Consider the following 22,390-nt stretch of genomic DNA (forward strand, 5'->3'; position numbering starts at 1 on the left):
TCTTACATATTAGGAAAATAGTGATGTATTCGCATATAGCGCAGGTGAACCGCCTGAATGTACAAATAAAATGTTATCTTCTTTCTTAAATGTACCTTTTCTGATTAAGTCTATTAGTCCCGCTACTGCTTTTCCTGTATATACTGGATCTAGTAAAATCCCTTCTGTTTTTGCTAAAAGCTGAACAGCTTCTACCATTTCAGATGTTGGTAATGCATAACCTGGCCCAACATATTCCTCAAAACATACCACTGCCTCACGCGGAATAAAGTTTGGAATGCCAACGTGTGCTGAAGTTTCTTCTACAAGCTTACATACTTTTTCTTCTTGTTCAGCTTTTCCGCGGCTCACATTGATTCCGATTACCGGTATCCCCGTTTGATTTCCATAAAATCCAGTGATTAAACCAGCATGCATACCTCCGCTACCACTTACACAAACGACCGCATTGAAATCAATTCCTTGCTCAAACGATTGCGCCATAATTTCCTCTGCACAAGCAATGTATCCCATTGCACCGGTAGGATTAGATCCTCCAACTGGAATGACGTATGGTGTATCTCCTTTTTCGGTTACTTCTTTCGCTACTTTTTGCATCTCATCCATAAGGTCAGTTCCGTTTGGCACAACGATTACATTTTCAGCACCTAATAAATGATATAAGAAGTAATTCCCATTAAAATCTGGTTTTTCTTCCGGTTCAAGTCCTTCTTCTAATACAAGAATGCACTTCATTTTCTCTTTTACCGCAGCCGCTAATGTTAATCGGCAATGATTGGACTGAATACCACCAGCAGTAATTAGCGTATCTGCACCTTTCGCTTGTGCATCCGCCACAAGGAATTCTAATTTTCTCGTTTTATTTCCGCCAGCTGTTAAACCAAGTAAATCATCTCGCTTAAAATAAATAGAAGGTCCTCCTAGCACTTCAGAAAAATGATTTAGTTTTTCAATTGGCGTGTATGATTCTGTGTATTTTTTTCTAGGGAATTTTGCTAAGTTCATATTCTTTCTCCTTTATATCTCTCTTCATTCTCTAATTGCTGCTCTCCGCTATATGTATGGGGATTAAAGCAAATTATTTTCAGGAAACATTTTTCAGTATACTGGATTCATCCAAGTAAAGCGACTCTAATGATGAAAAACACTGTTAAAAAATATAAAAAAGAGCTTTTCCCATAAATAAAGTCGTTTCATATTTTAATGCGATACACCTAAAATCTTTAATGACTATATAGCTAAAGATTTAATTTCACAAATAGAATATAACGTCATCAAAAGAGAATATGGTTAAAGACATACAAGTTTTTCAACAAAGATATAGCGCAAAAATTCAAAGAAAATAAAGAAGAAATATTAAAATGGATTACATAGATTTAACTTTCTCCAACGCCCTTAACACGTGCTGCCTATTGTGAAAAAGTATTACTTAATGAAGTTATATTAGGATTAAAACAATATGTCATACATGGTGCCGGGTTAGATACTTTTAGCTTTCGACATCTAGAATTCAAAAACATCCTAAAAATATTTGAAATTGATCCCCCTGCTACACAGGAATTTAAAAGGAAATTCGCATTAAAATGAGAAATAATACATTACTATCGATTTATGAGGGGGATTATGTTGAGCAATCAAGTTTTAAATCTTACTAAAACAATTCATAACATAATAGATAAGCAATTTTCTGGAGCTATTTACATCAAGGATAACCATGAAGTCCTATTTGAATCCGCATTTGGTTATGCGAACAGAGCTGATCAAAAATTGAATACTGTTCATACACGCTTTGGAATTGCATCTGGCTGTAAGTTGTTTACAACTGTTGCGATTTGCCAACTCGTTGAAAAAGGTTTACTATCCTTCGAAACTCGTCTTGAAGATTGTTTGAACATACAATTTCCGCATTTTAACAAAGACATAACGATTCATCACCTTTTAACTCACAGTTCTGGAATACCAGACTATTTTGATGAACAAGTAATGAATAACTTTGAAGACCTTTGGAAACAAACACCTATGTATCTTTTGAATGACGTAAAAGATTTTCTTCCTTTATTTCAAAATGGGGAGATGATATTCCAACCTGGAGAAAAATTCCACTACAATAATGCTGGATTTATTGTTTTAGGTTTAATTGTGGAACAACAATCAGGACTTTCTTTTACCGACTATATTAAAGCAAATCTCTTCCAACGATGTGGAATGAATGATTCAGGATATTTCCCTTTAGACCGACTCCCTAAAAACACTGCCTATGGGTACATAGATAATAAAGATGGAACATGGAGAACAAATATCTACTCGATTCCAATAAAAGGTGGAGCTGATGGAGGCGCTTTTATCACACCATCAGATATGATCAAATTTTGGGAGGCATTGTTTACTCATCAGCTTTTAAGTAAAGAATGCACAGAAACACTTTTAAATTCACAAATCCATGTGAAAGATGGGGTAGATTATGGATATGGACTTTGGATTACTAAAAACGAAGAATCTATAATTAAGTATCATGTAATGGGATATGACCCTGGCGTAAGCTTCCATTCTGCTTTTTATCCTAAATCAGGAATCAAGTTAGCAATCCTTTCAAATAAAAGTTCTGGAGCCTTTGAAGTAATGAAGGGAATCGAGAAAATTTTTGAGATATAATTAAACTTTTTTATCAAGGTAATTCGTATCAATTTGAATAAACCTTATACTAAAGCAACATCAATACGTATACCGTCGCTGGTACACACCGCTTGAATAGTCGTCAAACAAAGATTATAGAGCAAAAGGGTGATACATATTATACATGACTAATATGTATCACCCTTTATTTTTATAGATTTATATCATTTAGATCTTTATACTTGTAAAGAACGCCCTTTATATAAGGCAGAGTGTTTGTACTATTCATTAGCTAAGAACCGAACAATTTGCGTTAAACCAGGTTGCAAATTCATTTCCCCTTTATGACGTACATATACCGTTTGATCCCCTTCAAACTTAGGGAGGTGTGCTGGATTATACGTATGCCATTCATTCGTTCCTTCTATAGCATATTCCATATACTGCGTTGCACCAACAATCAAATTCTTTATATCATCAGCTGTTACATCTGGTGCCATTTGCGTAATCTTTCCATCATGAATCGATAACTTTTTAATCGCTTTATCACGTTTATAATCATAAGCAGTTACCATTACATCGTTACCATACGCTTTCACCTGTAATCCTTGCTTGAAAGAATAATCATCCGGTGCTACCTTCTCACCACCGTTCGGTCCGGCTGACATCCAGCCCGTTTCAATACCGCCCGTATTAACCACTGTAAACCCGCGTTCATCTCCGCCTTCAAATTTCTTTTTCCCAGCCCAATCCGGTAAATTTAAGTCCCAATGCGTGTGGCTTGTAAAGAAAACAACTTGAGGATAGTCTTTTAAAATATCGTATAGCTTATCTACATTTAAATAATCTTGTAAATACGGTGATTGACGTGATCCCGATACAGTATCAGGAAGAACATGATGAGAGAAAATGAAGATTGGTTTATTTTTATCTTTTTGACTATACAGTTCTAAATTTTGTTTAAGCCAGCCAAGCTGTTCATCACTAAGATATACCTCATCCCACATTTTTGGATCATGATATTTCATATATTTCTCTGTTCCTAGAAATAAAAGAGGATATCCATCTAATTCTTTTTTATGATATACCTTTTCTTCACCACTGAATTGTAAATATCGGTCAAATAGTGATTGTTCTGATATACCATTTGGCCATGTATTTTGAGCAAGTTTACCGTCAGCTGTCCATTTTGGTGCGTAAAACTCATGGTTTCCTACTGTAGACCAAACATTTTCTGGGAGCTTATTTTTATGTAATACACGTTTCACATCATCGTATTGGTATTGCAATCCTGTCCCTGTAATATCACCATTTATAATTAAAGCACGGTAATGAGGCGTTACTTTATTCATATCTTTTAATACATGGTCAAAATCCCCTAAGTCCCCTTGAATATCACTCACTACATTGAACATCGTTGCTGATTTTCTCACCCGGTCCTGTTCTTTCGTCTCAGCATTCACTGAAAAAACTGGCAATAATGCTGTAATAGCTGCCAATGATAAAACTGTCTTTTTCACGTGTTCTCCCCCTAATCATATGATAATCCCATTGACACGTGTTGTTTTATTCTCAGATGCTTGTCCCATTCATAGTATAAAGAGAGTTTGTAAAAAGCAGTTAAATACAGTTTTAAGTATTCTTTAAGAAAAACTATTTTTCATATGAATCCCAAAGCAAATTTGCAGTAGGAATATATGAATTCAAGTACAGAAAATATAAATTCTATGTAAAAATGTAAAGAATCATTGTGTGTTTTTTCGTGCAGAAATCATATAACCAACTTGGTATTGTGGTATTTTATAACTTTTGAATGTGAGTATCTTTAAAACCTGTTTTATACTTCAGTCCATATCCTAGCATACGATCCATTCCAATATGAGCCGTCCAAATGAGGCCGATCATCAAAATCACATCTAATTTAAAAAACACCCCAATTCCCACTAGTAATATAGATACTACATATGTATGAAACAAATTATAAATCTGCGCCCCAACCTGGTCATTCAAAAGATATGCAAGCATTGAAATATCCGGTGCTAGAAGCAATAAGAAAAATATAAACCAACTAAAATCACATAATGAATACGTATATATACTTGTGACTAAAACAATAAGCCCTTCAAGATGTATGATTTTCTTTTCCACACTTTCCCCTCCAATCATTCGAATAACAGAATAATAAAATTATTATAACATTTAAAGTTAAATGAATGTAAAAAAGCACAGGAATCTCTCCCTGTGCTTTTCCCTATCGTACCTATACTAATTTCCCATCACGCAATGTTAAAATGCGATCACATACATCAAGCATTCTCTCATCATGCGTAATCATAATCGCTGCTTTTTGACTTTCTTTTACTTCTCGTTTCATCATTTCAACAACTTCGCGCCCATGTTTTGAATCAAGGCTTGCTGTTGGTTCATCCGCTAAAATTAAATCTGGATTATTCATGAAAGCACGTGCAATTGCAACCCTTTGTCTTTCACCGCCGGATAATTGATTTGGGTAATGGTTGCTTCTCTGAGATAATCCAAAAGCTGCTAACAAATGATCTGCACGCTTTTCAGATTCTTTTTTGTCTTCTTTCTTTAATTTTGCAATGTAAAGTAATTGTTCTTTCACATTTAAATAGGGAACAAGATTTGCAAATTGAAAAATGAAACCCATCTTTCTTAAACGAATGTCTGTCATTTCCTTTTCTGATAAACGCGTGATATTTTGCTCGCGAATATAAATATTCCCTTTTGACGGCGATAATAACGCTCCCGCAATCGATAATAGTGTACTTTTCCCTGATCCAGAGGGACCAACAATGCCGATAAATTCCCCTGCCTTCACATCAAGTGAAATTGGATATAGAGCCGTTACTTCTGTATTTCCTTCTCCATATACTTTACTTACTTCCTCTAATTTTAATAATGAAGTCATTACATGCCACCTCCAATTGCTTCTAATGCATCAACCTTTAATACTTGATATAAGGAAATAAGCGTTCCAAGAATACTAATAACGATAAAGATTCCTGCATATTGACCAATCATAGCCGTTGTTAATAAAAACGGCATGCTTTCCGGTAAAATCTTTTGCAATCCTTCTACTAATACAATGCTGATCCCCATCGCGACAACAGATAAGAATAATGCTTGCACAACTAAACTATTTGCTAAATACGAATTTTTCGTTCCAATTGCTTTTAGTACGCCTAATTGCTGTGTTTTTTGTAGTGTAATGACATAGAAGAATACACCGATTAATAAGGCAGCAATCACAAGCAAGAATGCAATGATCATCGTTAATGTTCCTTGTTCCTCTTTATACCCTGGAATACTTTGAAGAACTTCTTTTTTCTCGATTACATGTGCATTTTTCACTTCTTTATCCGTACGAAGTGCAATTGCGCTATAATCCTTTTGGTTTGGCTGCGCGATTTCTCCCCATACATCTTGATTCACATACACAACTGGTGTGTGACTAAACATTTGGTCTTTCGTAAAACCAACAATTTTGAATTCTTTTTTAGAGACCGGATCGATAATTGTATCTCCAATATCTATGCCTTTTTCTTTAATTGATTCATCAGCAACCATTTCATCTTGCGCTGTTCCTAATGCATTCCCTTGTACAATCTTTGGTTCTAAGAACGTATCACGTTCGCTTGCAAAAATTGCAATATCAACCTTTTTTGAACTACCCTTCTTTTCATACGTAGAAACTTTTACATGAAATGGTACAGCATCTTTCGCATCTACTTGCCCCACTACCGCATCTACATCTTCTTTCTTCATTTGTGAACGGAGTAATTTATTTTCGGCATCATCTGCTAAAACAAATTTGGCTGCATCCATATTTTGAATGGAAGAGGCATTATCATATGATAAACCATTTGCTAATCCTGAAATCACAAGGACTAAAAATGATAATAAAACCATGATGAGTCCGATTAATCCATATCTTAATTTTGATTGTCTTAATTCACGCAGAGCTAAAAACATTTCGCTCGCTCCTTCCTATTTCTTTCTATGTACTCATCTTAAAAAAGAAATATGAACGGAATATGAACAGAAGATTACAAACAAAGAGACTGCTTTTGTAGCAATCTCTTTTTATTCACTCACTATATTGTTTTTCTTCCTCTAACTTATACTTTAAAATATGTTAATTTGTATTTTTTCATATATCTTCTTATTCTTTTTACTTCACACAAACGACTCGTCCCCGCGTTATTCCTCTTAATTGTACAGGCGTTAATTGAAATACTGCTTTCGGATGCCCCGCAGCTGCCCAAATCTCATGATATTGTAGAAGATCTTCATCAATAAAAGTCGTGATTTCTCGAACATGTCCAAATGGAGGGACACCGCCAATTACAAATCCAGTATGTGTACGAACAAAGTCTGCATCTGCCTTTCCGAGCTTTTCACCAAGCAATTGGCCTATTTTCTTTTCATTTACTCGATTAATTCCACTAGCTACAACGAGAATGGGTTCATTAGAATTTTTCAATTTAAAAATAATCGATTTAGCAATTTGCGCTACCCCACACCCAATGGCATCTGCAGCCTCTTGCGCCGTACGGGTACTTTCTGGCAATTCTACTACTTCATTTTTTAAGCCTAATTCTATTAATTTATTTTGTACAATTTGTGCACTTTCTTTTAACATATTGATCACTCCATTCTGTACCTACTATGTTATTCCACATTTTTATATAACTTCCTATAAAGAAAAACTAAAAAACATTTCTAATAACACGGTCATTCACATTATAAATCGCATTCTTAATAGAAAAAACGCTCAGAGATACACTATCTGAACGCTTTTGTATTTCGCTTATTCAGTTAAAGCTCCGGTTTGTTTCGTAACTTCAGACAATATTCCTTTTAATTCCATTAAATCATTTATTACAAAATCAGCCTGTACAAGTTCATCTTCCTGCGCAAAATCAAAATTACATCCAATTGCAATTAAACCATTATCTTTAGCTGCATTTATATCGGATAGGCGATCTCCAACTACTGCTGCCTGTTTTATATCATATTTTTGTATAATTGTTTTAACTAAATCACCTTTATTAAGCGTTTGGATTTGCTGAATACTACATGTTTCAGTAACCCAATGATCCAATTTATAGTAACTCACAATTGCTTGCAAATACTCCGTTAAACCGTTACTCGCTATGTAAATGGCACAGTGATTCTCTTTTAGATAACTGAAAACTTCCTTTACATGAGGATATAAATCCCCTTTCCCACTTCTTATGTTTTCAACTAATCTTTCCAGAAAATAAGCATCCGTTTGTTCCCTTATTTCATTTGAATGATGAGGTAACAAAGCTTCCCAAACTTTTGGCAAAGGTGCACCCATTATTTCACGGTATTTATCAATAGGGGTTGCTGCATCCCATAAATTGAGTGATCGCAAATGGTTATACGTATCATCAAGTGATAATTCTAAAATTTTTTCTGTTTGAAATAAAGTTCCATCCATATCAAAAATCAGTGCTTGTAACATTTCTTTCTCCCCTTTTTATCATTGCTAAATAACTTCTAAATTTTAATATAAAATTACAGAAATTTCCCTTTTTTATTATCTAGAATGTTTCTCCCCGAAAACGGAATTACTTATTTCAAATAACTCTTCTCATCATTTAAGAATTTCAATTCGAAACTTCGTACCTTTCCCTTTCTTACTCTCCACTGAAATTGTCCCATGATGCAGTTCAACAATTTTCTTCACACTGGATAACCCTAAGCCGCTTCCCTCTATATTACGAGCCCTTGCTATATCCACTTTATAAAACCGATTAAAAATGTACCATTAAATAAAATACATGGAACTCAAGCTCATGGCTTCATTAACAATTTCTATATTGAGGTTGAATATACCCTAATTGTATTCCTTTTGTTACAGCTTCTAATGAGGATGAAACATCTAATTTATTAAATATATGTTGAATGTGGTTTGATATTGTGCGTTCACTAGCATATAACATAGTAGCAATTTCTTTACGCTTATATCCTCCACATAGTAGCTGTAAAATTTGTTTTTCACTATCCGTTAATTCTTCAACATAATCCGTGGACATTGGAAAATAACATGCGCCTTCGTTAATCTTAATTAAAATTTCCAGCAACTTATCTGGCATAATATTTTTATTAATAAAGCCACTTACACCAACTTTTTGAGCTTCATATCGGTAAACAGGTAAATCATAACCTGTTAATATAACTACTTTCGTTTCATATTTACTATCTAAAATACTTTTTGCTATTTCTAAACCATCTTCGCTACTGATATTGTTTAAATTTATATCTACTAAAATAATGTCTGGCTTAAACTCTTTTATGATTGTGATAACATTTTCAACATTTTGCAATGAATAGAATTCATCTATCTCAGGATAATCTTCTAAAGCTATTTCCAAACTTTTTGAAAACAAAGCATGGTCATCTATTAATAAAATATTGATAGGAATCATCTCCTTTCATAGGAATAAAAATAAAAATACATAAACCAGAAGGCTCGCATTTTGAAATTGTCATATTACCGTTTAACAAAAATAGTTGTTCTTTAATAGAATTCAATCCTCTATGTTCATTAGGAATATGATGCTTTCCCATACCCACCCCATTATCTTTTACGATAAGCTCTATTTCGTTATTTTCTTGTACCAAACTCAAAACTAACTGAGAGCATTCAGAATGTTTGAATGCATTTGTTACTAATTCTTTTAAAATTCGATATATAACAAGATTATACGGTTCAACTAAGAATAAATTTTCATTGCAGTTAAAAGATATATCAATATTTTTCATTCCGTACTTTTGCTGGATCATCTCAAGCAAATTGCTATAATTCTTTTTTAATGTGAGTGTCTTTAATAAAGTTGGATGGTATTCTTGCATTTGTACGCGTATAGACTGATTTAAGTCATCCAATGTTCTTACTATCATTTTATGAATTTCTTCTTTGTTAGATTTATTCATCATATTTTTAACCGCTAATATATCTTGCAATATTTCATCATGCAGATAATTAGAAAACTGACTTTTCAACTTCTCCTCTTTCGCTATCTGCAACAGATTGTGAACATAAGAGCTTTCCGGCACAGCTCTGGCTTCTTCTGTATCCACATTTACGATTTTATTTTTTACGTCTTGAAATAATAGTGTAAAATAAAGAAGAACAAACCAAAAAATCGTATGTATAATGATAAAATAGGTAATCATATTAAATCTAAACAGCATCCCAAGGGAACTTATAAAAACAATACAACATAAAAACATGAATACCATTTTTTCTTCTTTTAAAAGAAAATATTGTTTTATAAATAGATGGCTTTTAAAAGCAATGGCATGAATACTGAATAAAGGTAATAGGATCACGATATACCACCCTAAATTACTTAAATATTCAGGGCTTCTTGCAAACAACAGAGCATACACAATAAAGAGAGCGATAAGAATAGCAAAGGATTTAAGTAAATGATTTTTTTCGCTTGTGAAGATAAATTTGATTCGTTTTCGATGTTTCAAAAACAGAAAAATAATACATAAAAAACTAAAAATCCATTGACACAAAAATAAAACGGCAAATAGTTTTTCGTTTATCAATTTCACAACCAGCGTTGATACACACATAACCTTTAAAATCCAGTCAGTTTCTTTTTTATAAGTATAAATAGAATCTTGGAAAAAGAATACAAGCAAAAATTGTACTGTCTTATATAGAATGACTACACTAAGTAATATACTTAGCGTATAAAAAATGTGATTCCCATTAAGTGTAAGTAAAAATTGCCATGAAGCAAAAAGCAGCAATTTCGAGAATTTTGATAACGTGTTATTTTCTTTTATGTTTACAAAACTAATATAGGCCCCATATATGACCATTATCGTTATAAGTGTTAGTGGAAGTAACTTTTCTGTTCCTGCAATATTCCCTTGCAAAAATTCATAGCATAAAAAAATAATCATACAAAGTTGATTCATTAAAATAAAGATTTGTTTTTGCTCATAATACTTTTTCATAGGCTCACTTACCTTTACTAGATTACATACAGATAAAGCTGATGCTTGTTTATTATCATCAGCTTTATCTGTAAATTTTTACTTTTTATTGTTAAATATAATTTTATAGCAAGCTCTTTTTGTTAACAAATAATAAATGATGTAAACCACTGTAAAAATAGTTACCGCAAAAAGAATCGGTAATATAAAGGCACTGCTTTTTCCTAATAAATCGTCCATTAAAGCAGTTTTATATGCTATCAATGCAAAAATACTATGTGCTATCCCTAATGTATAAGGGATGCTAAATAACGTAAAGATTTCTTTTCTAATTATCTTTTTGATCTTTTTCTTGTTATATCCCATTCTTTGTAAAATAGTAAATTCATCTTTATTTGACATCATACTCGAAAGATTATGGAAATAGAGTATGCTACCTGTTGCAATAAAAAAGATGATAGTAACAAAACTAATGAGCAGAAATGTTGAGCTATTTTGTTCAATAATATAATCATTCTTTTGATAACTACTTGTAAAATAGATATTATCTTTAAATAGTGGAACTAAGTTTTCATAAACTTCTTTGTTATCTCTCATATCTGTTCCGTTCATACTCATCACAGCCTTTTCTGGAAGCCCTAATGCTTTTATTTCTTTGTAAAGTTTGTCAGAAATAATAAGGGTCCCTACACTATTTGCAAATCCAATTGGATTAAGTAATGTAGTCTCTTTCACTTTTACATCCACACTATTCGTAGATGTTACGTTCAAAGTATATGTATTCCCTTTATCTAACTTTTCTTTTTCAGGCCTATATTTCACTAAAATACTTTCATGTTTAGCTAAATTTTCAAATTCTACATTTTTCCCCTGAAAATTTATTAACTCCCTGTAATCCGACTCAGAGATAAGATCAAATCCATGCTCTTTCTTTACACTGTATTCTTTAGGCAAATTTTCAGAAGAGGATGTTCCTTGAATAATAGTTGTTTCTTTATAATTTATGTTTTCTTTTCCAACAGTATCTTGCACAACTTTAATTGCTTTAACAGCCAATTCTTTATCTTCTACTGGAAACTCAATAGCTGACGGTACAATACGTTCTGTAGCAGCAACTGGATAGTAAAGCGTTAGTACAGTGGAGCCAAATATAGCTAAAGTTCCTGTAGCTAATAGAGTTAACAAAATTAAAGTTTTTGCCTTCGAACGGATTTTAAATATAAAGTTCGAAATGATAATAATATTCGATTCCTTATAAAACCATTTTTTCTTTTTCTTCAATTTTTGAATAGCAAAAGGTAAAAAGGAGTGAATAAAGAAAATCGTCCCTAATACCACACTTAACATTGTTACAAGTGCGATTGGTGAAAACCCTATCTTTTTCCACAATGATTCGGTTCCTCTTATAATATCAATAGCTAAGAAATAGCCTATCAAAATCAAGAATAATCCTAATAGGGATAAAAATGTACTAACTTTCACCTGCTTTTCTTCCTTTTTCTCCATGCGTACCAAAGTAAGTAAGGAACTTTTTCGAAGGATTATCCAGTTTGATAAAAATAAGACGGTCAAAACAGCAAATATAAAAATAAAAGTAAATCGTACCGAATCAAGATTAATTAATGGCACTTCAGACGTATTAATGTTTAATTTTAATACTCTAACTATCACCTCGATAATTCCTTTATGAGCAACTGCCCCCAGCACGATACCTACAATTAGAGCAGTAAAACAAATTATTATATTTTCAAAGGTTAGTAATTTTACCATAGTTGACTTTCGATAGCCCAAGAGTGAATAAATTCCCAACTCTTTCATTCTTTTTTTCATAAAGAAAGTATTGGAGTATGACATATAGAATAGTACAAATGCCATAACGAAGATTGCCACCGTTCTCGACATTGTTTCTACTCTACCATCAGACGAAATCTTTTCCATAATAATATCGTTCATGGAAAAAGAAATAAAGGCGAAAAATACCATCAAAACGAAAGCCACTGAAACGAAATAAAACGAATAGAAGGAAAAGTTATTCTTCAAATTCTTTGTTGCTATTGTTAATAATCCCACAGTCGTACCTTCCTTTCACACCCTTAGTTATATCGCTTTTCATCAATTTTTGAGATTTCCTTTAATATCTCTTCAAAAAACTCTTTTCTATCCTTTTCGTTTCTTTTTAATTCTTTTAAAACATTTCCATCCTTGAATATTAGGATTCTACTCGAAAAACTTGCTGCATAAGCGTCATGAGTTACCATTAAAATGGTTGTATGAAAATCCTCATTAACCTCTCTTAACTTTTGAAGTAGCTCTGTTGCAGAGTTCGAATCTAACGCACCAGTTGGTTCATCTGCAAATAGTATACTTGGCTGTTTCGCAATCGCTCTTGCTGCCGCAACCCTCTGTTTTTGTCCTCCAGAAAGTTGACTAGGGTACTTTGATAATTGTTCGAATATGCCAAAACGCTTTGCCAAACTTTCTATAGTCGATTGGATTTCGTTTGGAGATTTGTTTAACAGAGTAAGTGGTACAGCAATATTTTCCTGTACCGTTAAACTATCTAGTAAAAAATACTCTTGAAAAATAAAACCTAAATGATCCTTCCTAAAATCCGCAGTTTTGTTATCATTAAGTGTTTTAATATTGATACCATCTATCAAAACCTCTCCATCTGTCGGTGTATCAATAGTTGATAGTATATTTAATAAAGTTGTCTTCCCAGATCCTGAAGCACCCATAATACCAATAAACTCACCTGATTCAATATTAAAAGATACTTGCTTCAGTCCAGGCAATTGATTATTATTATAAATTTTTGTAACATTTTTCGCGGATAATAATGTATTCATCCTATTTGCTCCTTCCAATTTATTGATATATTAATTTTATTCTTCAATATATAAAGAAGCATGAGTAAAAAACGCAATCTTCTACTTACATTACAAATTCACTTTATTTGTTCTCCCGTTTAACTGTCTCACAGATAACAAAAATTTTTCATTTTCAAATGAATAATCCCAACAATCAATCTCATACGATTTACATATTTTTAACATTTCATCCTCTATATAGCCTCCTATAAAAAAAGACTGATTTAAAGATTCTCTCTTCAAATCAGCCCTTCTCATTATTTAGGAATTTCAATTCGAAATGTTGTACCTTTCCCTTTCTTACTCTCCACTGAAATTGTCCCATGATGCAGTTCAACAATTTTCTTCACAATGGATAAACCTAAGCCACTTCCTTCTACATTACGAGCCCTTGCTGTATCCACCTTATAAAACCGATCAAAAATCCGCTCTATTTCTTCTTGCCCCATACCAATCCCATTATCTGAGATGGAAACCACTACACTCGTTTCCAACTCCCTAGCAGCAAACTCTATCGTTTCGCCTTGATCTGTAAACTTTATACTATTTGTAAATATATTTGTCCAAACTTGATGAAGTAAATTTTCATCGCCTGTTATATTGATGTTAGGCACATCAAATTCAATCGCTATATCTTTTTCACGCCATTTCCATTCGAGCATAAAAATGACATCTTTCATTTGCTTGTGCAAATCAAACTCTTTTATTTGCAGAACCTTTTCCTCTTTATCTAATGAAGCAAGCGTCAGCAACTGTTTACATAAACTAGACATTCGTTTACTTTCAGCTTCAATAATTTGCAAATAATGTTTCCGTTCCGTTTCTGTCATCTTTTCTGACTGTAATGTCTTCGAAAAACCTTGAATAGAAGATAACGGAGATTGAAATTCGTGAGATACGTTGGAAACAAACTCTTGTCTCATTTGATCTAACTCTTTTATACTTTTTGTCATCTTTTTAAAACTTGTAGATAATGTCCCAATTTCATCTTTGCGTCCTTCGTCTAGTTCAATATCATATTCACCACTCGCAATTTTCTGCGTCGCTTTTGTAAATGTTTGAATTGGACGAACGATATAACGCGCTGCAATCGCAATAAAAATGATACTTAATACAACAATAAACCCGAGTAATAGCGCCAAGAAAATCCTCATTTCACCAAACTGCTGCTGAATATCAGGGCGAATAAATAAAGCATATTGCTTATCATCATGTTTCAGCGGAACCCCTACACTATTAATTAATTCATTATCAAAAAAGCCTGTTATAAATAAGCGTGTTGGATAGGTAGAAACACCATTATATGTTTCACCTTGTAAGACTTTGTTAATAGTAGCATCACTAATCTTTATCGTCCGAAAAGCATTCCCAATTCGTTTTCCTTGTTTTTGATCATCTACTACATAAATCTCATACCCTAATTTCGCAATGGAATGTAAATACTCTTCTCGATTTTCTACAGTTTGTTTTTCATATAAATACTTTACTTCCTCTGCATAACGTAAAATCTTTTCACTATTATACGGTTTTAATTTCACTTGATAATATACATTTGTTAATAAAAAACCAATCACACTACTAAGCAGCATGATCCCAATCGTAATCAATACAAATCTTGAATAAAGTGATTTCATCTTATTTCAGCTCCAACTTATAACCAAGTCCACGTACTGTTTTAATTTGAAAATCATCTGTTCGTTTTGAAAAACGATCGCGAAGACGTTTTATGTGAACATCCACCGTACGTTCATCCCCTTCAAAATCCATCCCCCAAACAAGTTCAATTAACTCTTCTCTTGAAAATGTTCTACCAGGATAACCTGCAAGTTGTGACAGTAATTCAAATTCCTTTAAAGGTAATAGAATCGTTTGTTCATTACATTTCACTTCGAAGCTTTTTCTGTCAATCGTTGTTCCATGTAATGTAATAACATCTGCGCTTAGCATTTGATAACGACGAAGTAAAGCTTTCATGCGAAAGATCACTTCTGCTGGTTCAAATGGTTTTACAATATAATCATCCGTTCCTGAAATAAATCCTTTTTCTTTATCTACTAATTGATCTTTAGCAGTTAATAAAATAACAGGTATATCATGATATTTTCTAATTTCTTCGCATAAAGTATATCCATCAACAAACGGCATCATAATATCGACAATAGCAAGGTGGATATTTTCCTTTTCTAATATAGATTGCGCTACTTTTCCATCCTCAGCTTCAAAAACTTTATACCCTTCCTTTTGTAGGTGGTAATGTAATAATTCTCTAATGTGCTTATCATCATCTGCTAATAAAATATGTATCATACTCATTAAGTCCTTCCTTGTTTATCCTTCTACACCATAACATTAAGAAACAATTGTGTTTTTTGCAAGGAAAAGAAAATTACTACTTTAAAATACGGGCACACAAATTTCACAATGATGATTATTCACCATTTTAACTACATACCTTTCGATGATTGGTCTTGTTTCATCAAATCGATATCTTTGTCTTGATAATTCTGGAAAAATATCAATCCATGCTTTCTGAACTGCTTCTGCTGTATGGTTAATTTTAAAAACAGCATATTTCCCTCCAACAATATTACCTTGTCTTACATAGCCATCCGTTACTGAATATTCGTTTGAAACAACTATGCAAGTATCATAACGACAGTTTTCAGGTTTAGTAGTTTCAGGATTATCCTGAGCAATTCCAAAAATTATCGAGTCGGCATTAAATAATTGGTTAGATTTTGCCCATTCTTTTAATTTTTCCATTGTTCGCACATTGTTAATTCCATAAGGGCCTATCTGCCTTATGTAAGCAATTCGATATGCTAGAATCTTTTCAATCATCATATCCATTATTTGTTTGCCCCCTTTAAATAATATATAAAGTGAAACTTTAATCAGTGGGGGTTTTCTTCATTCCCCACTGATTATCAGCCCTCACCAATCGGGCTTTTACGGGCAGTTTATCTCTCACCTAACTTCTTTGATTCTACCGAATTTTGAGGTGAGAGTATTACTGCCCGTTAATGCGGGATAACTTGTTCACTACAAGATTAATACGATTTAAAATAAAATGCACAGCATTTTTTAAAATTATTTACAAATATTTTAAATATTTACATCTATCATTTTTTAATAAGTTTGTCTCCTTTCAATTCTGTCCATGTATTCCCTTGTTATTTTGTCATTCCCTCCCCAAATCCGGCCCTCCTCTTCCTTCCCTTATTCTTCTGAACTATATAGAAAATCACTTTAGCCATATCTGAAGACGTATCGAATCCTTGTATGACAAGGAATTGAAAGAGCATTGGACAAAAGAAAAAAGACAGCACGTAATATGCTGTCTTTCCCTCTATTCTAAAGAATGTATAAAAAGTCCACTACGAAGCTTCGGTTCAAACCATGTTGACTTTGGTGGCATCACTTCTCCCGCATCAGCAATTGCTAATAAATCTTCCATAGATGTCGGATATAAAGCAAACGCTACTTTATAATTACCAAGATTCACAAGGCGCTCTAGCTCTTCTAAACCGCGAATACCACCAACAAAATCAATGCGGCTATCTGCACGTGGATCGTGAATTTGTAATACTTGACTGAGTAAATGGTCTTGTAAAATAGAAACATCTAAACGTTTTACAACATCATGTGCATCAAACGTTTCTTCTTTTACGATTAATTTATACCATCTCTGATCCAAATACATACCAAATGTTTTTGGTTCAGTTGGTTTATGTGGAGAGACACCTATTTCTTCCACATAAAAATATTGTGAAATCTGCTGTAAAAACTGTTCTTCTGATAAACCATTTAAATCTTTCACAACGCGATTGTAGTCCCAAATTGATAGTTCATCATGAGGGAATAAAACAGATAAAAAGACGTTAAATTCTTCTTCCCCCGTATAACTTGGATATTGTTCTCTACGCATAAGTCCAACTTTCACGGCAGATGCTGATCGATGGTGTCCATCCGCAATATATAAGGAAGGAATCTCTTCAAATAATTTTACTAACGCAGAAATCGCATCAGCTTCTGCGATTTTCCATATGACATGCTCCACACCATCATCCGCAGTAAATTGATAAATTGGCGTATGATTTTCTTGCCAAGTTGCAATTAACTTTGTTACTTCTTCTTTCGTACGATATGTTAAAAATATCGGTCCCGTATTTGCATTACATACATCTACATGACGAATGCGATCTTGTTCTTTTTCATGACGAGTTCGCTCATGTTTTTTAATTGTATTGTTCGTATACTCATCAATTGATGTACAAACGACAAGTCCAGACTGCGTTCTCCCTTGCATCGTTAATTGATAAATATACAGACATGGCTCTTCATCTTGTATCAATACTTCTTCTTTCATTAAACGTTGTAAATTTTCACTTGCCTTTTCATATACACTGTTATCATATGGGGAAACAGCTGGGTCTAAGTCTATTTCTGCTTTATCAATATGTAAAAAGGAATATGGATTTCCCTTTACAACTTCTCTTGCTTCTTCACTATTTAACACATCATACGGCAATGCTGCAACTTGTGCAGCTTTATCAGATACTGGACGAATTGCCCTGAATGGTCGAATTGTCGCCAAATTTCTCTCTCCTTTATACAATCATTCGAACAGCTACTATACCTGTAATTTTCTTTATGTTTTCAACTACATTTTCTTTAATTATATCATCAATTCCGTTATCGATATCAATCATTGTATATGCAAAAGAGCCTTTACTACGGTTTATCATATCCGCAATATTAATATGATGTTCTGCTAAACATCCTGTAATTTGCCCCACCATGTTCGGAACGTTTTGATGCATAATTGTAATTCGTTTCTTTCCGACATAAGGAAGTTCTACATTCGGATAGTTTACTGAATTACGAATATTTCCTGTCTCCAAATAGTCACGTAACTGGCGGGCAGCCATAATTGCACAATTCTCTTCAGATTCATATGTGGAAGCGCCAAGGTGAGGTGTTGCCGTTACATTTTTCATTTTTATAACATTCTTATTTGGAAAGTCAGTTACGTAATGATTCATAATTCCTTCTTCTAAAGCTTTTGCTAATGCAATTTCATCCACAAGTTCTCCTCTTGAGAAGTTAAAGAGACGAACACCTTTTTTCATCGTTTGCACTGCGTGTTCTCCAATAATACCTCTCGTTTGATCTGTCAGTGGAATGTGCAATGTAATATAGTCACATGTTGAGAAGATTTCATCCAAGCTAAATGCACGTTGTACATGTGTTGATAATCGCCATGCTGTTTCAACAGATATATATGGATCATATCCAACAACATCCATACCAAGGGATAATGCATCATTTGCGACAAGAGCGCCAATTGCACCAAGTCCAATCACACCAAGTCGTTTTCCTGCTATTTCTGAGCCAACGAATTGTTTTTTTCCTGCTTCTACAAGCTGTGGAACTTCTTCACCTTCTAATGCTTTTGTCCAGCCAACCCCATTTATTATATTACGTGATGACATAATAAGACTCGCTAGAATTAGTTCTTTCACTGCATTCGCATTTGCTCCTGGTGTGTTGAAAACAACGATACCTCTTTCTGTACAACGTTCTACAGGAATATTATTTACACCAGCTCCCGCTCGTGCAATTGCCTTTACATCCTTTGAAAATTCCTCTTGATGCAAAGAGAAACTTCGGAGTAATATACCATCTGGATGCTCTAATCCTTCTCCCACTTCATATCGTTCTTTCTCAAAAATTTGCAAGCCTTTTTCAGCAATTTGATTTAATGTTTGAATGCGCAACATTTCCCCATCTCCCTATCTATTCTCTAGCTCAAAATCCTTCATGCAATCTACTAATCTTTGAACGCCTTCAACTGGCATTGCATTATAAATACTCGCTCTCATTCCCCCTACAGAACGATGCCCTTTTAACGTAACAAGACCTAACGTTTTCGCCTTTTGTAAAAATTGCTCATTTAAATCATTGGATGGTGTTGTAAATGGAATATTCATAAGCGAACGGTGCGCTGGATCGACCGGTGAAGTAAATAATTTTGATTCATCTAAAAAATTGTATAGAATCGCTGCTTTTTTCCTATTTTGTTCTTCAATCGCAGGTACGCCGCCCTGCTCCTTTAGCCATTCTAGTACTAGCTTCGTCACATAAATACTAAAGGATGGTGGTGTATTATATAAGGAATTATTTTTACTGTAAGTTTCATAGTTTAACATTGTAGGGCAAGAAGGATTCGCTTTACCAATTAAGTCTTTTCTAATAATCGCAATCGTTAATCCTGCAGGCCCTAAATTTTTTTGTGCTCCCGCATAAATCAAAGCAAATTTCTCTACATCGTATTCTTCTGATAAAATATTTGAAGACATATCAGCAATAAGTGGAATATTCTCTAACTGTGGTAACTCGGCGTATTTCGTGCCTTCAATCGTATTATTCGTTGTTATATGTACATAATCTAGTTCTTTTGAAACCATTGAACTATCTACATGTGGAATCGTTGAAAAATGCTTTTCCTTCGATGAAGCAATAACTTCTGCTTCCCCAATTTTTTGTGCCTCCTGTAAGGCTTTTTTAGACCATGAGCCTGTGATTATGTATCCAGCTCTCTTATGTTCAGTCATTACATTTAATGGAACCATTGAAAACTGCAGGGATGCCCCTCCTTGTAAAAACAAAACATCATAATTCTCAGGAATGTGCATCAATTCACGAAGCAAGCTACTTGCTTCATCTATAATATTTTGAAACTGCGAAGATCGGTGACTCATTTCAATAACAGACATGCCTGTCCCGTTATAATTTAAAAGCTCCTTTTGCACTTTTTCCAAAACTGGCAAAGGGAGTATAGATGGTCCTGCTGAAAAATTGTAAACCCTCTCCATCACTCTTACGACCTCCCTGTTTCTATATTTGTTAATTTTTAAACTTTCTGAATTATAACCCATATAAAATATACGGTCAATTTGTTTTGCTTTATTGGGTTGTAAGATGCAATGGAACCGTTTGCAGATGTATTTGTATTCATAAACATACAAAAAAGTGTTAAGCATTCTATCATGCCTAACACCCCATCCATAAATTTATAAGAGCTAATTGTCCGTAAAGAACCGATCATAAATTTGATAAATAGCAGAAAGACCAAAAAGCCAATAAATAGTATCCACAAGAGCTGGTGTAGAACCAAACCATTTCTCAACTACATTATAATCCAGCGCCACAAACAACCAATTCAAACCGCCAAGAATCACCAGAATTACTGTAAGGTAAGACAAAAATTTCATTATGATTGCCCCCTAGGTGATAAAATGGTGAAAGGCCTTTCACTAAAATATATGTAACAAATCTCAAAACTTGCGCGTTTCTCATTAATTTATTTTTTTATACCAGTCCTTTATAACCATTTCAGCTTCCTTACTATGAATTTGATATGCGTGAGTTTGATCATTAGAACCAATAAACCATATGGAAAATCCTTTAAAGTATGGTTTCGGCTCTAAAACATCTCGAAATGTACGCCAACCATTCGATTGCACCTCTGAGGAGAAGACCTTTGAAACATCTGGATTCCATGGATTTCGCAACCCAAATTCTCGTGCAGGAATATTAAAACCTCCAAAGTAAATCGGTTTTCCAGTTACATTATGCAACTGTTCAAGCTGCTGAATCACATTTTGCCCACGATTGTAAACTGTCGTCGCATATAAGCTTTTCTTTATTTCTTCGTATGTTGGATTTTTCTCATCTGAAACTTCAAACCAACTATCAATGCTCACAATATCTACTTTTTTTAAATACGGGCGATGTATTTTTTCTATAAATTTCACTTCATAAGATGGATCCCAATTTGCAGTTGACCACCAATTCATCTGATATAGAACATTTCCTTTATACCGCTGACGGACAAAATCAATCGTATCATTCCAATACCCTTCTGCATATTCCATATTAACAAAATTAGAAGCAACCTTTAATCCGTAAATATTGTACTTACTTGTAATCGTTTCAAAAATATCCTGTAACACTACTGTCTTCCAATTCCAAAAGAAATCATTTATATTACTTGGATTCCACTCCGTTTCCCCAATATTGCCTTGTTGAATATATGGAAATGGTTCAACTATGACTTGAATATTACGTTTTAATAATTCCTGAATTAAGTGAATCGCTTGTTGTTTTTGCGCCTCATTGATTTCCATTTTTGAAGCACTCACATGGGGAATATCTACTTGAATTGGTACATTCACCGTATTTAAATTCAAACGTTCCACATCTTCTAAAACTTTCGCTACATTGTCTACTTCCCATACTGTTACATTTCCTGCCTTTATTTTTCCAGGTTGTACAGTAGATACATCCGCCTTCGCAGACCCTTGGAAACAAAAAGAAAATAACATGATACATACTCCTAAATTACCTAATCGTCTTCTATTTTTTTCATAAACATTCTCCTATAATAAGTATTTATATTGGAATGAATGCTAGGATGTTATTTGCGGAGAACCTTTTAATTTTCTAAAAGCCAACCCACCAGAAACTATATACAAAATAGCCGGCAAAGATAAAAATAAAAACGAGCCTCCTATCGTAATAACACCAATACCAATCATCAATCCCCCATATAACTTATGATTCATTTTATTAACACTACAACTTAAAACGATTGCTCCAATTTGGAGGATAAAAATGAGGAATGGTATTATCAGTAACCACGTTATCGCTTGGTGAATAGCCAGAATAAAAGCATATATAACAAATACCGCTGCTCCCAAGAATGTTCCCATTATAGAACCAATCAGTCCTGTAATGAATTCAGATCTTTGTTGTTTCATGCTGCAATTTCCCCTTACTAAAAAAGTATCGTATTCCAAAAAGTATCATAACAAACAAGCTTCCGTCAC

Annotated in this window: 21 protein-coding genes and 2 pseudogenes; 2 read left to right on the top strand and 21 right to left on the bottom strand. The window is 33.6% G+C overall.

Annotation, left to right across the window (positions count from 1 at the left end; translation table 11 throughout):
* Positions 1–9: 9 nt before the first annotated feature.
* The gene (gene cuyA, locus AC1M36_RS01900) at positions 10–1,005 is read right to left on the bottom strand and encodes a D-cysteate sulfo-lyase (RefSeq protein ID WP_479845545.1); all 996 of its coding nucleotides are present in this window, start codon (positions 1,003–1,005) and stop codon (positions 10–12) included.
* Positions 1,006–1,207: 202 nt separating this feature from the next.
* On the opposite strand from cuyA, the pseudogene AC1M36_RS01905 reads away from it, so the two are divergent.
* Positions 1,208–1,572 (top strand): annotated as a pseudogene (locus AC1M36_RS01905) (class I SAM-dependent methyltransferase); the annotation flags it as partial.
* A gap of 39 nt (positions 1,573–1,611) precedes the next feature.
* Positions 1,612–2,652: a serine hydrolase domain-containing protein gene (locus tag AC1M36_RS01910; RefSeq protein WP_336452270.1), complete on the top strand. Its 1,041-nt coding sequence runs from the start codon at positions 1,612–1,614 to the stop codon at positions 2,650–2,652.
* A 242-nt stretch (positions 2,653–2,894) separates the two neighbouring features.
* On the opposite strand, the gene AC1M36_RS01915 is transcribed toward AC1M36_RS01910, so the two are convergent.
* The 20 genes and pseudogenes from AC1M36_RS01915 to AC1M36_RS02010 form a co-directional block, all read right to left on the bottom strand.
* Complete coding sequence (locus AC1M36_RS01915; protein ID WP_479845546.1) at positions 2,895–4,133, bottom strand: DUF4073 domain-containing protein; 1,239 nt, start codon at positions 4,131–4,133, stop codon at positions 2,895–2,897.
* A 280-nt stretch (positions 4,134–4,413) separates the two neighbouring features.
* Entirely contained in the window at positions 4,414–4,761 is a 348-nt protein-coding gene (locus tag AC1M36_RS01920; protein ID WP_336452272.1) for a DUF4260 domain-containing protein, read from the bottom strand.
* 112 nt (positions 4,762–4,873) lie between these two features.
* Positions 4,874–5,545, bottom strand: a complete 672-nt coding sequence (locus tag AC1M36_RS01925) for an ABC transporter ATP-binding protein (protein ID WP_479845547.1) — start codon at positions 5,543–5,545, stop codon at positions 4,874–4,876.
* Positions 5,545–6,609, bottom strand: coding sequence for an ABC transporter permease (locus AC1M36_RS01930; RefSeq protein WP_336452274.1), 1,065 nt, complete (start codon positions 6,607–6,609; stop codon positions 5,545–5,547). The genes AC1M36_RS01925 and AC1M36_RS01930 overlap by 1 nt, the downstream gene beginning before the upstream one ends.
* A 199-nt stretch (positions 6,610–6,808) precedes the next feature.
* Entirely contained in the window at positions 6,809–7,279 is a 471-nt protein-coding gene (locus tag AC1M36_RS01935; protein WP_336452275.1) for a YbaK/EbsC family protein, read from the bottom strand.
* 168 nt (positions 7,280–7,447) lie between these two features.
* Positions 7,448–8,128 carry an HAD family hydrolase gene (locus AC1M36_RS01940; protein WP_336452276.1) on the bottom strand — a complete coding sequence of 227 codons (681 nt, stop codon included), beginning with the start codon at positions 8,126–8,128 and terminating at the stop codon, positions 7,448–7,450.
* Positions 8,129–8,260: 132 nt separating this feature from the next.
* Positions 8,261–8,428 (bottom strand): annotated as a pseudogene (locus AC1M36_RS01945) (ATP-binding protein); the annotation flags it as partial.
* Between the two features lie 43 nt (positions 8,429–8,471).
* Entirely contained in the window at positions 8,472–9,095 is a 624-nt protein-coding gene (locus AC1M36_RS01950; RefSeq protein WP_336452277.1) for a response regulator transcription factor, read from the bottom strand.
* The gene (locus AC1M36_RS01955; protein WP_479845548.1) at positions 9,064–10,647 is read right to left on the bottom strand and encodes an ATP-binding protein; all 1,584 of its coding nucleotides are present in this window, start codon (positions 10,645–10,647) and stop codon (positions 9,064–9,066) included. Before AC1M36_RS01955 ends, AC1M36_RS01950 begins: the two co-directional genes overlap by 32 nt.
* 78 nt (positions 10,648–10,725) lie before the next feature.
* Complete coding sequence (locus AC1M36_RS01960) at positions 10,726–12,696, bottom strand: ABC transporter permease (protein WP_336452279.1); 1,971 nt, start codon at positions 12,694–12,696, stop codon at positions 10,726–10,728.
* A gap of 23 nt (positions 12,697–12,719) precedes the next feature.
* A complete protein-coding gene (locus AC1M36_RS01965) occupies positions 12,720–13,475 on the bottom strand; it encodes an ABC transporter ATP-binding protein (RefSeq protein WP_336452280.1) in 756 nt (251 codons plus the stop codon).
* A 278-nt stretch (positions 13,476–13,753) separates the two neighbouring features.
* Entirely contained in the window at positions 13,754–15,130 is a 1,377-nt protein-coding gene (locus tag AC1M36_RS01970) for a sensor histidine kinase (RefSeq protein ID WP_479845549.1), read from the bottom strand.
* Position 15,131: 1 nt separating this feature from the next.
* Positions 15,132–15,809 (bottom strand): response regulator transcription factor, encoded by a 678-nt coding sequence (locus AC1M36_RS01975; protein WP_336452282.1) that lies wholly within the window; start codon positions 15,807–15,809, stop codon positions 15,132–15,134.
* Positions 15,810–15,890: 81 nt separating this feature from the next.
* Complete coding sequence (locus tag AC1M36_RS01980; RefSeq protein WP_336452283.1) at positions 15,891–16,346, bottom strand: AraC family transcriptional regulator; 456 nt, start codon at positions 16,344–16,346, stop codon at positions 15,891–15,893.
* Positions 16,347–16,845: 499 nt separating this feature from the next.
* Positions 16,846–18,093, bottom strand: a complete 1,248-nt coding sequence (locus tag AC1M36_RS01985; protein ID WP_336452284.1) for a DUF1015 domain-containing protein — start codon at positions 18,091–18,093, stop codon at positions 16,846–16,848.
* Positions 18,094–18,106: 13 nt separating this feature from the next.
* Positions 18,107–19,279, bottom strand: coding sequence for a 3-phosphoglycerate dehydrogenase family protein (locus tag AC1M36_RS01990; RefSeq protein WP_336452285.1), 1,173 nt, complete (start codon positions 19,277–19,279; stop codon positions 18,107–18,109).
* Between the two features lie 12 nt (positions 19,280–19,291).
* Positions 19,292–20,374: a 3-phosphoserine/phosphohydroxythreonine transaminase gene (gene serC, locus AC1M36_RS01995; protein WP_336452451.1), complete on the bottom strand. Its 1,083-nt coding sequence runs from the start codon at positions 20,372–20,374 to the stop codon at positions 19,292–19,294.
* Positions 20,375–20,581: 207 nt separating this feature from the next.
* Complete coding sequence (locus AC1M36_RS02000) at positions 20,582–20,773, bottom strand: DUF378 domain-containing protein (RefSeq protein WP_241816663.1); 192 nt, start codon at positions 20,771–20,773, stop codon at positions 20,582–20,584.
* Positions 20,774–20,857: 84 nt separating this feature from the next.
* Complete coding sequence (locus tag AC1M36_RS02005; RefSeq protein WP_431613188.1) at positions 20,858–21,886, bottom strand: glycoside hydrolase family 113; 1,029 nt, start codon at positions 21,884–21,886, stop codon at positions 20,858–20,860.
* Between the two features lie 84 nt (positions 21,887–21,970).
* Complete coding sequence (locus tag AC1M36_RS02010; protein ID WP_336452287.1) at positions 21,971–22,321, bottom strand: hypothetical protein; 351 nt, start codon at positions 22,319–22,321, stop codon at positions 21,971–21,973.
* Positions 22,322–22,390 lie beyond the last annotated feature (69 nt).

The organism is Bacillus sp. Medicinal_06, from assembly GCF_056711665.1.

What these genes read in the sequence shown, in the direction of transcription:
- AC1M36_RS01925 (WP_479845547.1), bottom strand. Translation starts at nt 5,545, where the DNA reads ATGACTTCATTATTAAAATTAGAGGAAGTAAGTAAAGTATATGGAGAA.
- cuyA (WP_479845545.1), bottom strand. Translation starts at nt 1,005, where the DNA reads ATGAACTTAGCAAAATTCCCTAGAAAAAAATACACAGAATCATACACG.
- AC1M36_RS01930 (WP_336452274.1), bottom strand. Translation starts at nt 6,609, where the DNA reads ATGTTTTTAGCTCTGCGTGAATTAAGACAATCAAAATTAAGATATGGA.
- AC1M36_RS02010 (WP_336452287.1), bottom strand. Translation starts at nt 22,321, where the DNA reads ATGAAACAACAAAGATCTGAATTCATTACAGGACTGATTGGTTCTATA.
- AC1M36_RS01940 (WP_336452276.1), bottom strand. Translation starts at nt 8,128, where the DNA reads ATGTTACAAGCACTGATTTTTGATATGGATGGAACTTTATTTCAAACA.
- AC1M36_RS01955 (WP_479845548.1), bottom strand. Translation starts at nt 10,647, where the DNA reads ATGAAAAAGTATTATGAGCAAAAACAAATCTTTATTTTAATGAATCAA.
- AC1M36_RS01975 (WP_336452282.1), bottom strand. Translation starts at nt 15,809, where the DNA reads ATGAGTATGATACATATTTTATTAGCAGATGATGATAAGCACATTAGA.
- AC1M36_RS01910 (WP_336452270.1), top strand. Translation starts at nt 1,612, where the DNA reads ATGAGGGGGATTATGTTGAGCAATCAAGTTTTAAATCTTACTAAAACA.
- AC1M36_RS02000 (WP_241816663.1), bottom strand. Translation starts at nt 20,773, where the DNA reads ATGAAATTTTTGTCTTACCTTACAGTAATTCTGGTGATTCTTGGCGGT.
- AC1M36_RS01990 (WP_336452285.1), bottom strand. Translation starts at nt 19,279, where the DNA reads ATGTTGCGCATTCAAACATTAAATCAAATTGCTGAAAAAGGCTTGCAA.
- AC1M36_RS01980 (WP_336452283.1), bottom strand. Translation starts at nt 16,346, where the DNA reads ATGGATATGATGATTGAAAAGATTCTAGCATATCGAATTGCTTACATA.
- AC1M36_RS01970 (WP_479845549.1), bottom strand. Translation starts at nt 15,130, where the DNA reads ATGAAATCACTTTATTCAAGATTTGTATTGATTACGATTGGGATCATG.
- serC (WP_336452451.1), bottom strand. Translation starts at nt 20,374, where the DNA reads ATGGAGAGGGTTTACAATTTTTCAGCAGGACCATCTATACTCCCTTTG.
- AC1M36_RS01935 (WP_336452275.1), bottom strand. Translation starts at nt 7,279, where the DNA reads ATGTTAAAAGAAAGTGCACAAATTGTACAAAATAAATTAATAGAATTA.
- AC1M36_RS02005 (WP_431613188.1), bottom strand. Translation starts at nt 21,886, where the DNA reads ATGTTATTTTCTTTTTGTTTCCAAGGGTCTGCGAAGGCGGATGTATCT.
- AC1M36_RS01965 (WP_336452280.1), bottom strand. Translation starts at nt 13,475, where the DNA reads ATGAATACATTATTATCCGCGAAAAATGTTACAAAAATTTATAATAAT.
- AC1M36_RS01950 (WP_336452277.1), bottom strand. Translation starts at nt 9,095, where the DNA reads ATGATTCCTATCAATATTTTATTAATAGATGACCATGCTTTGTTTTCA.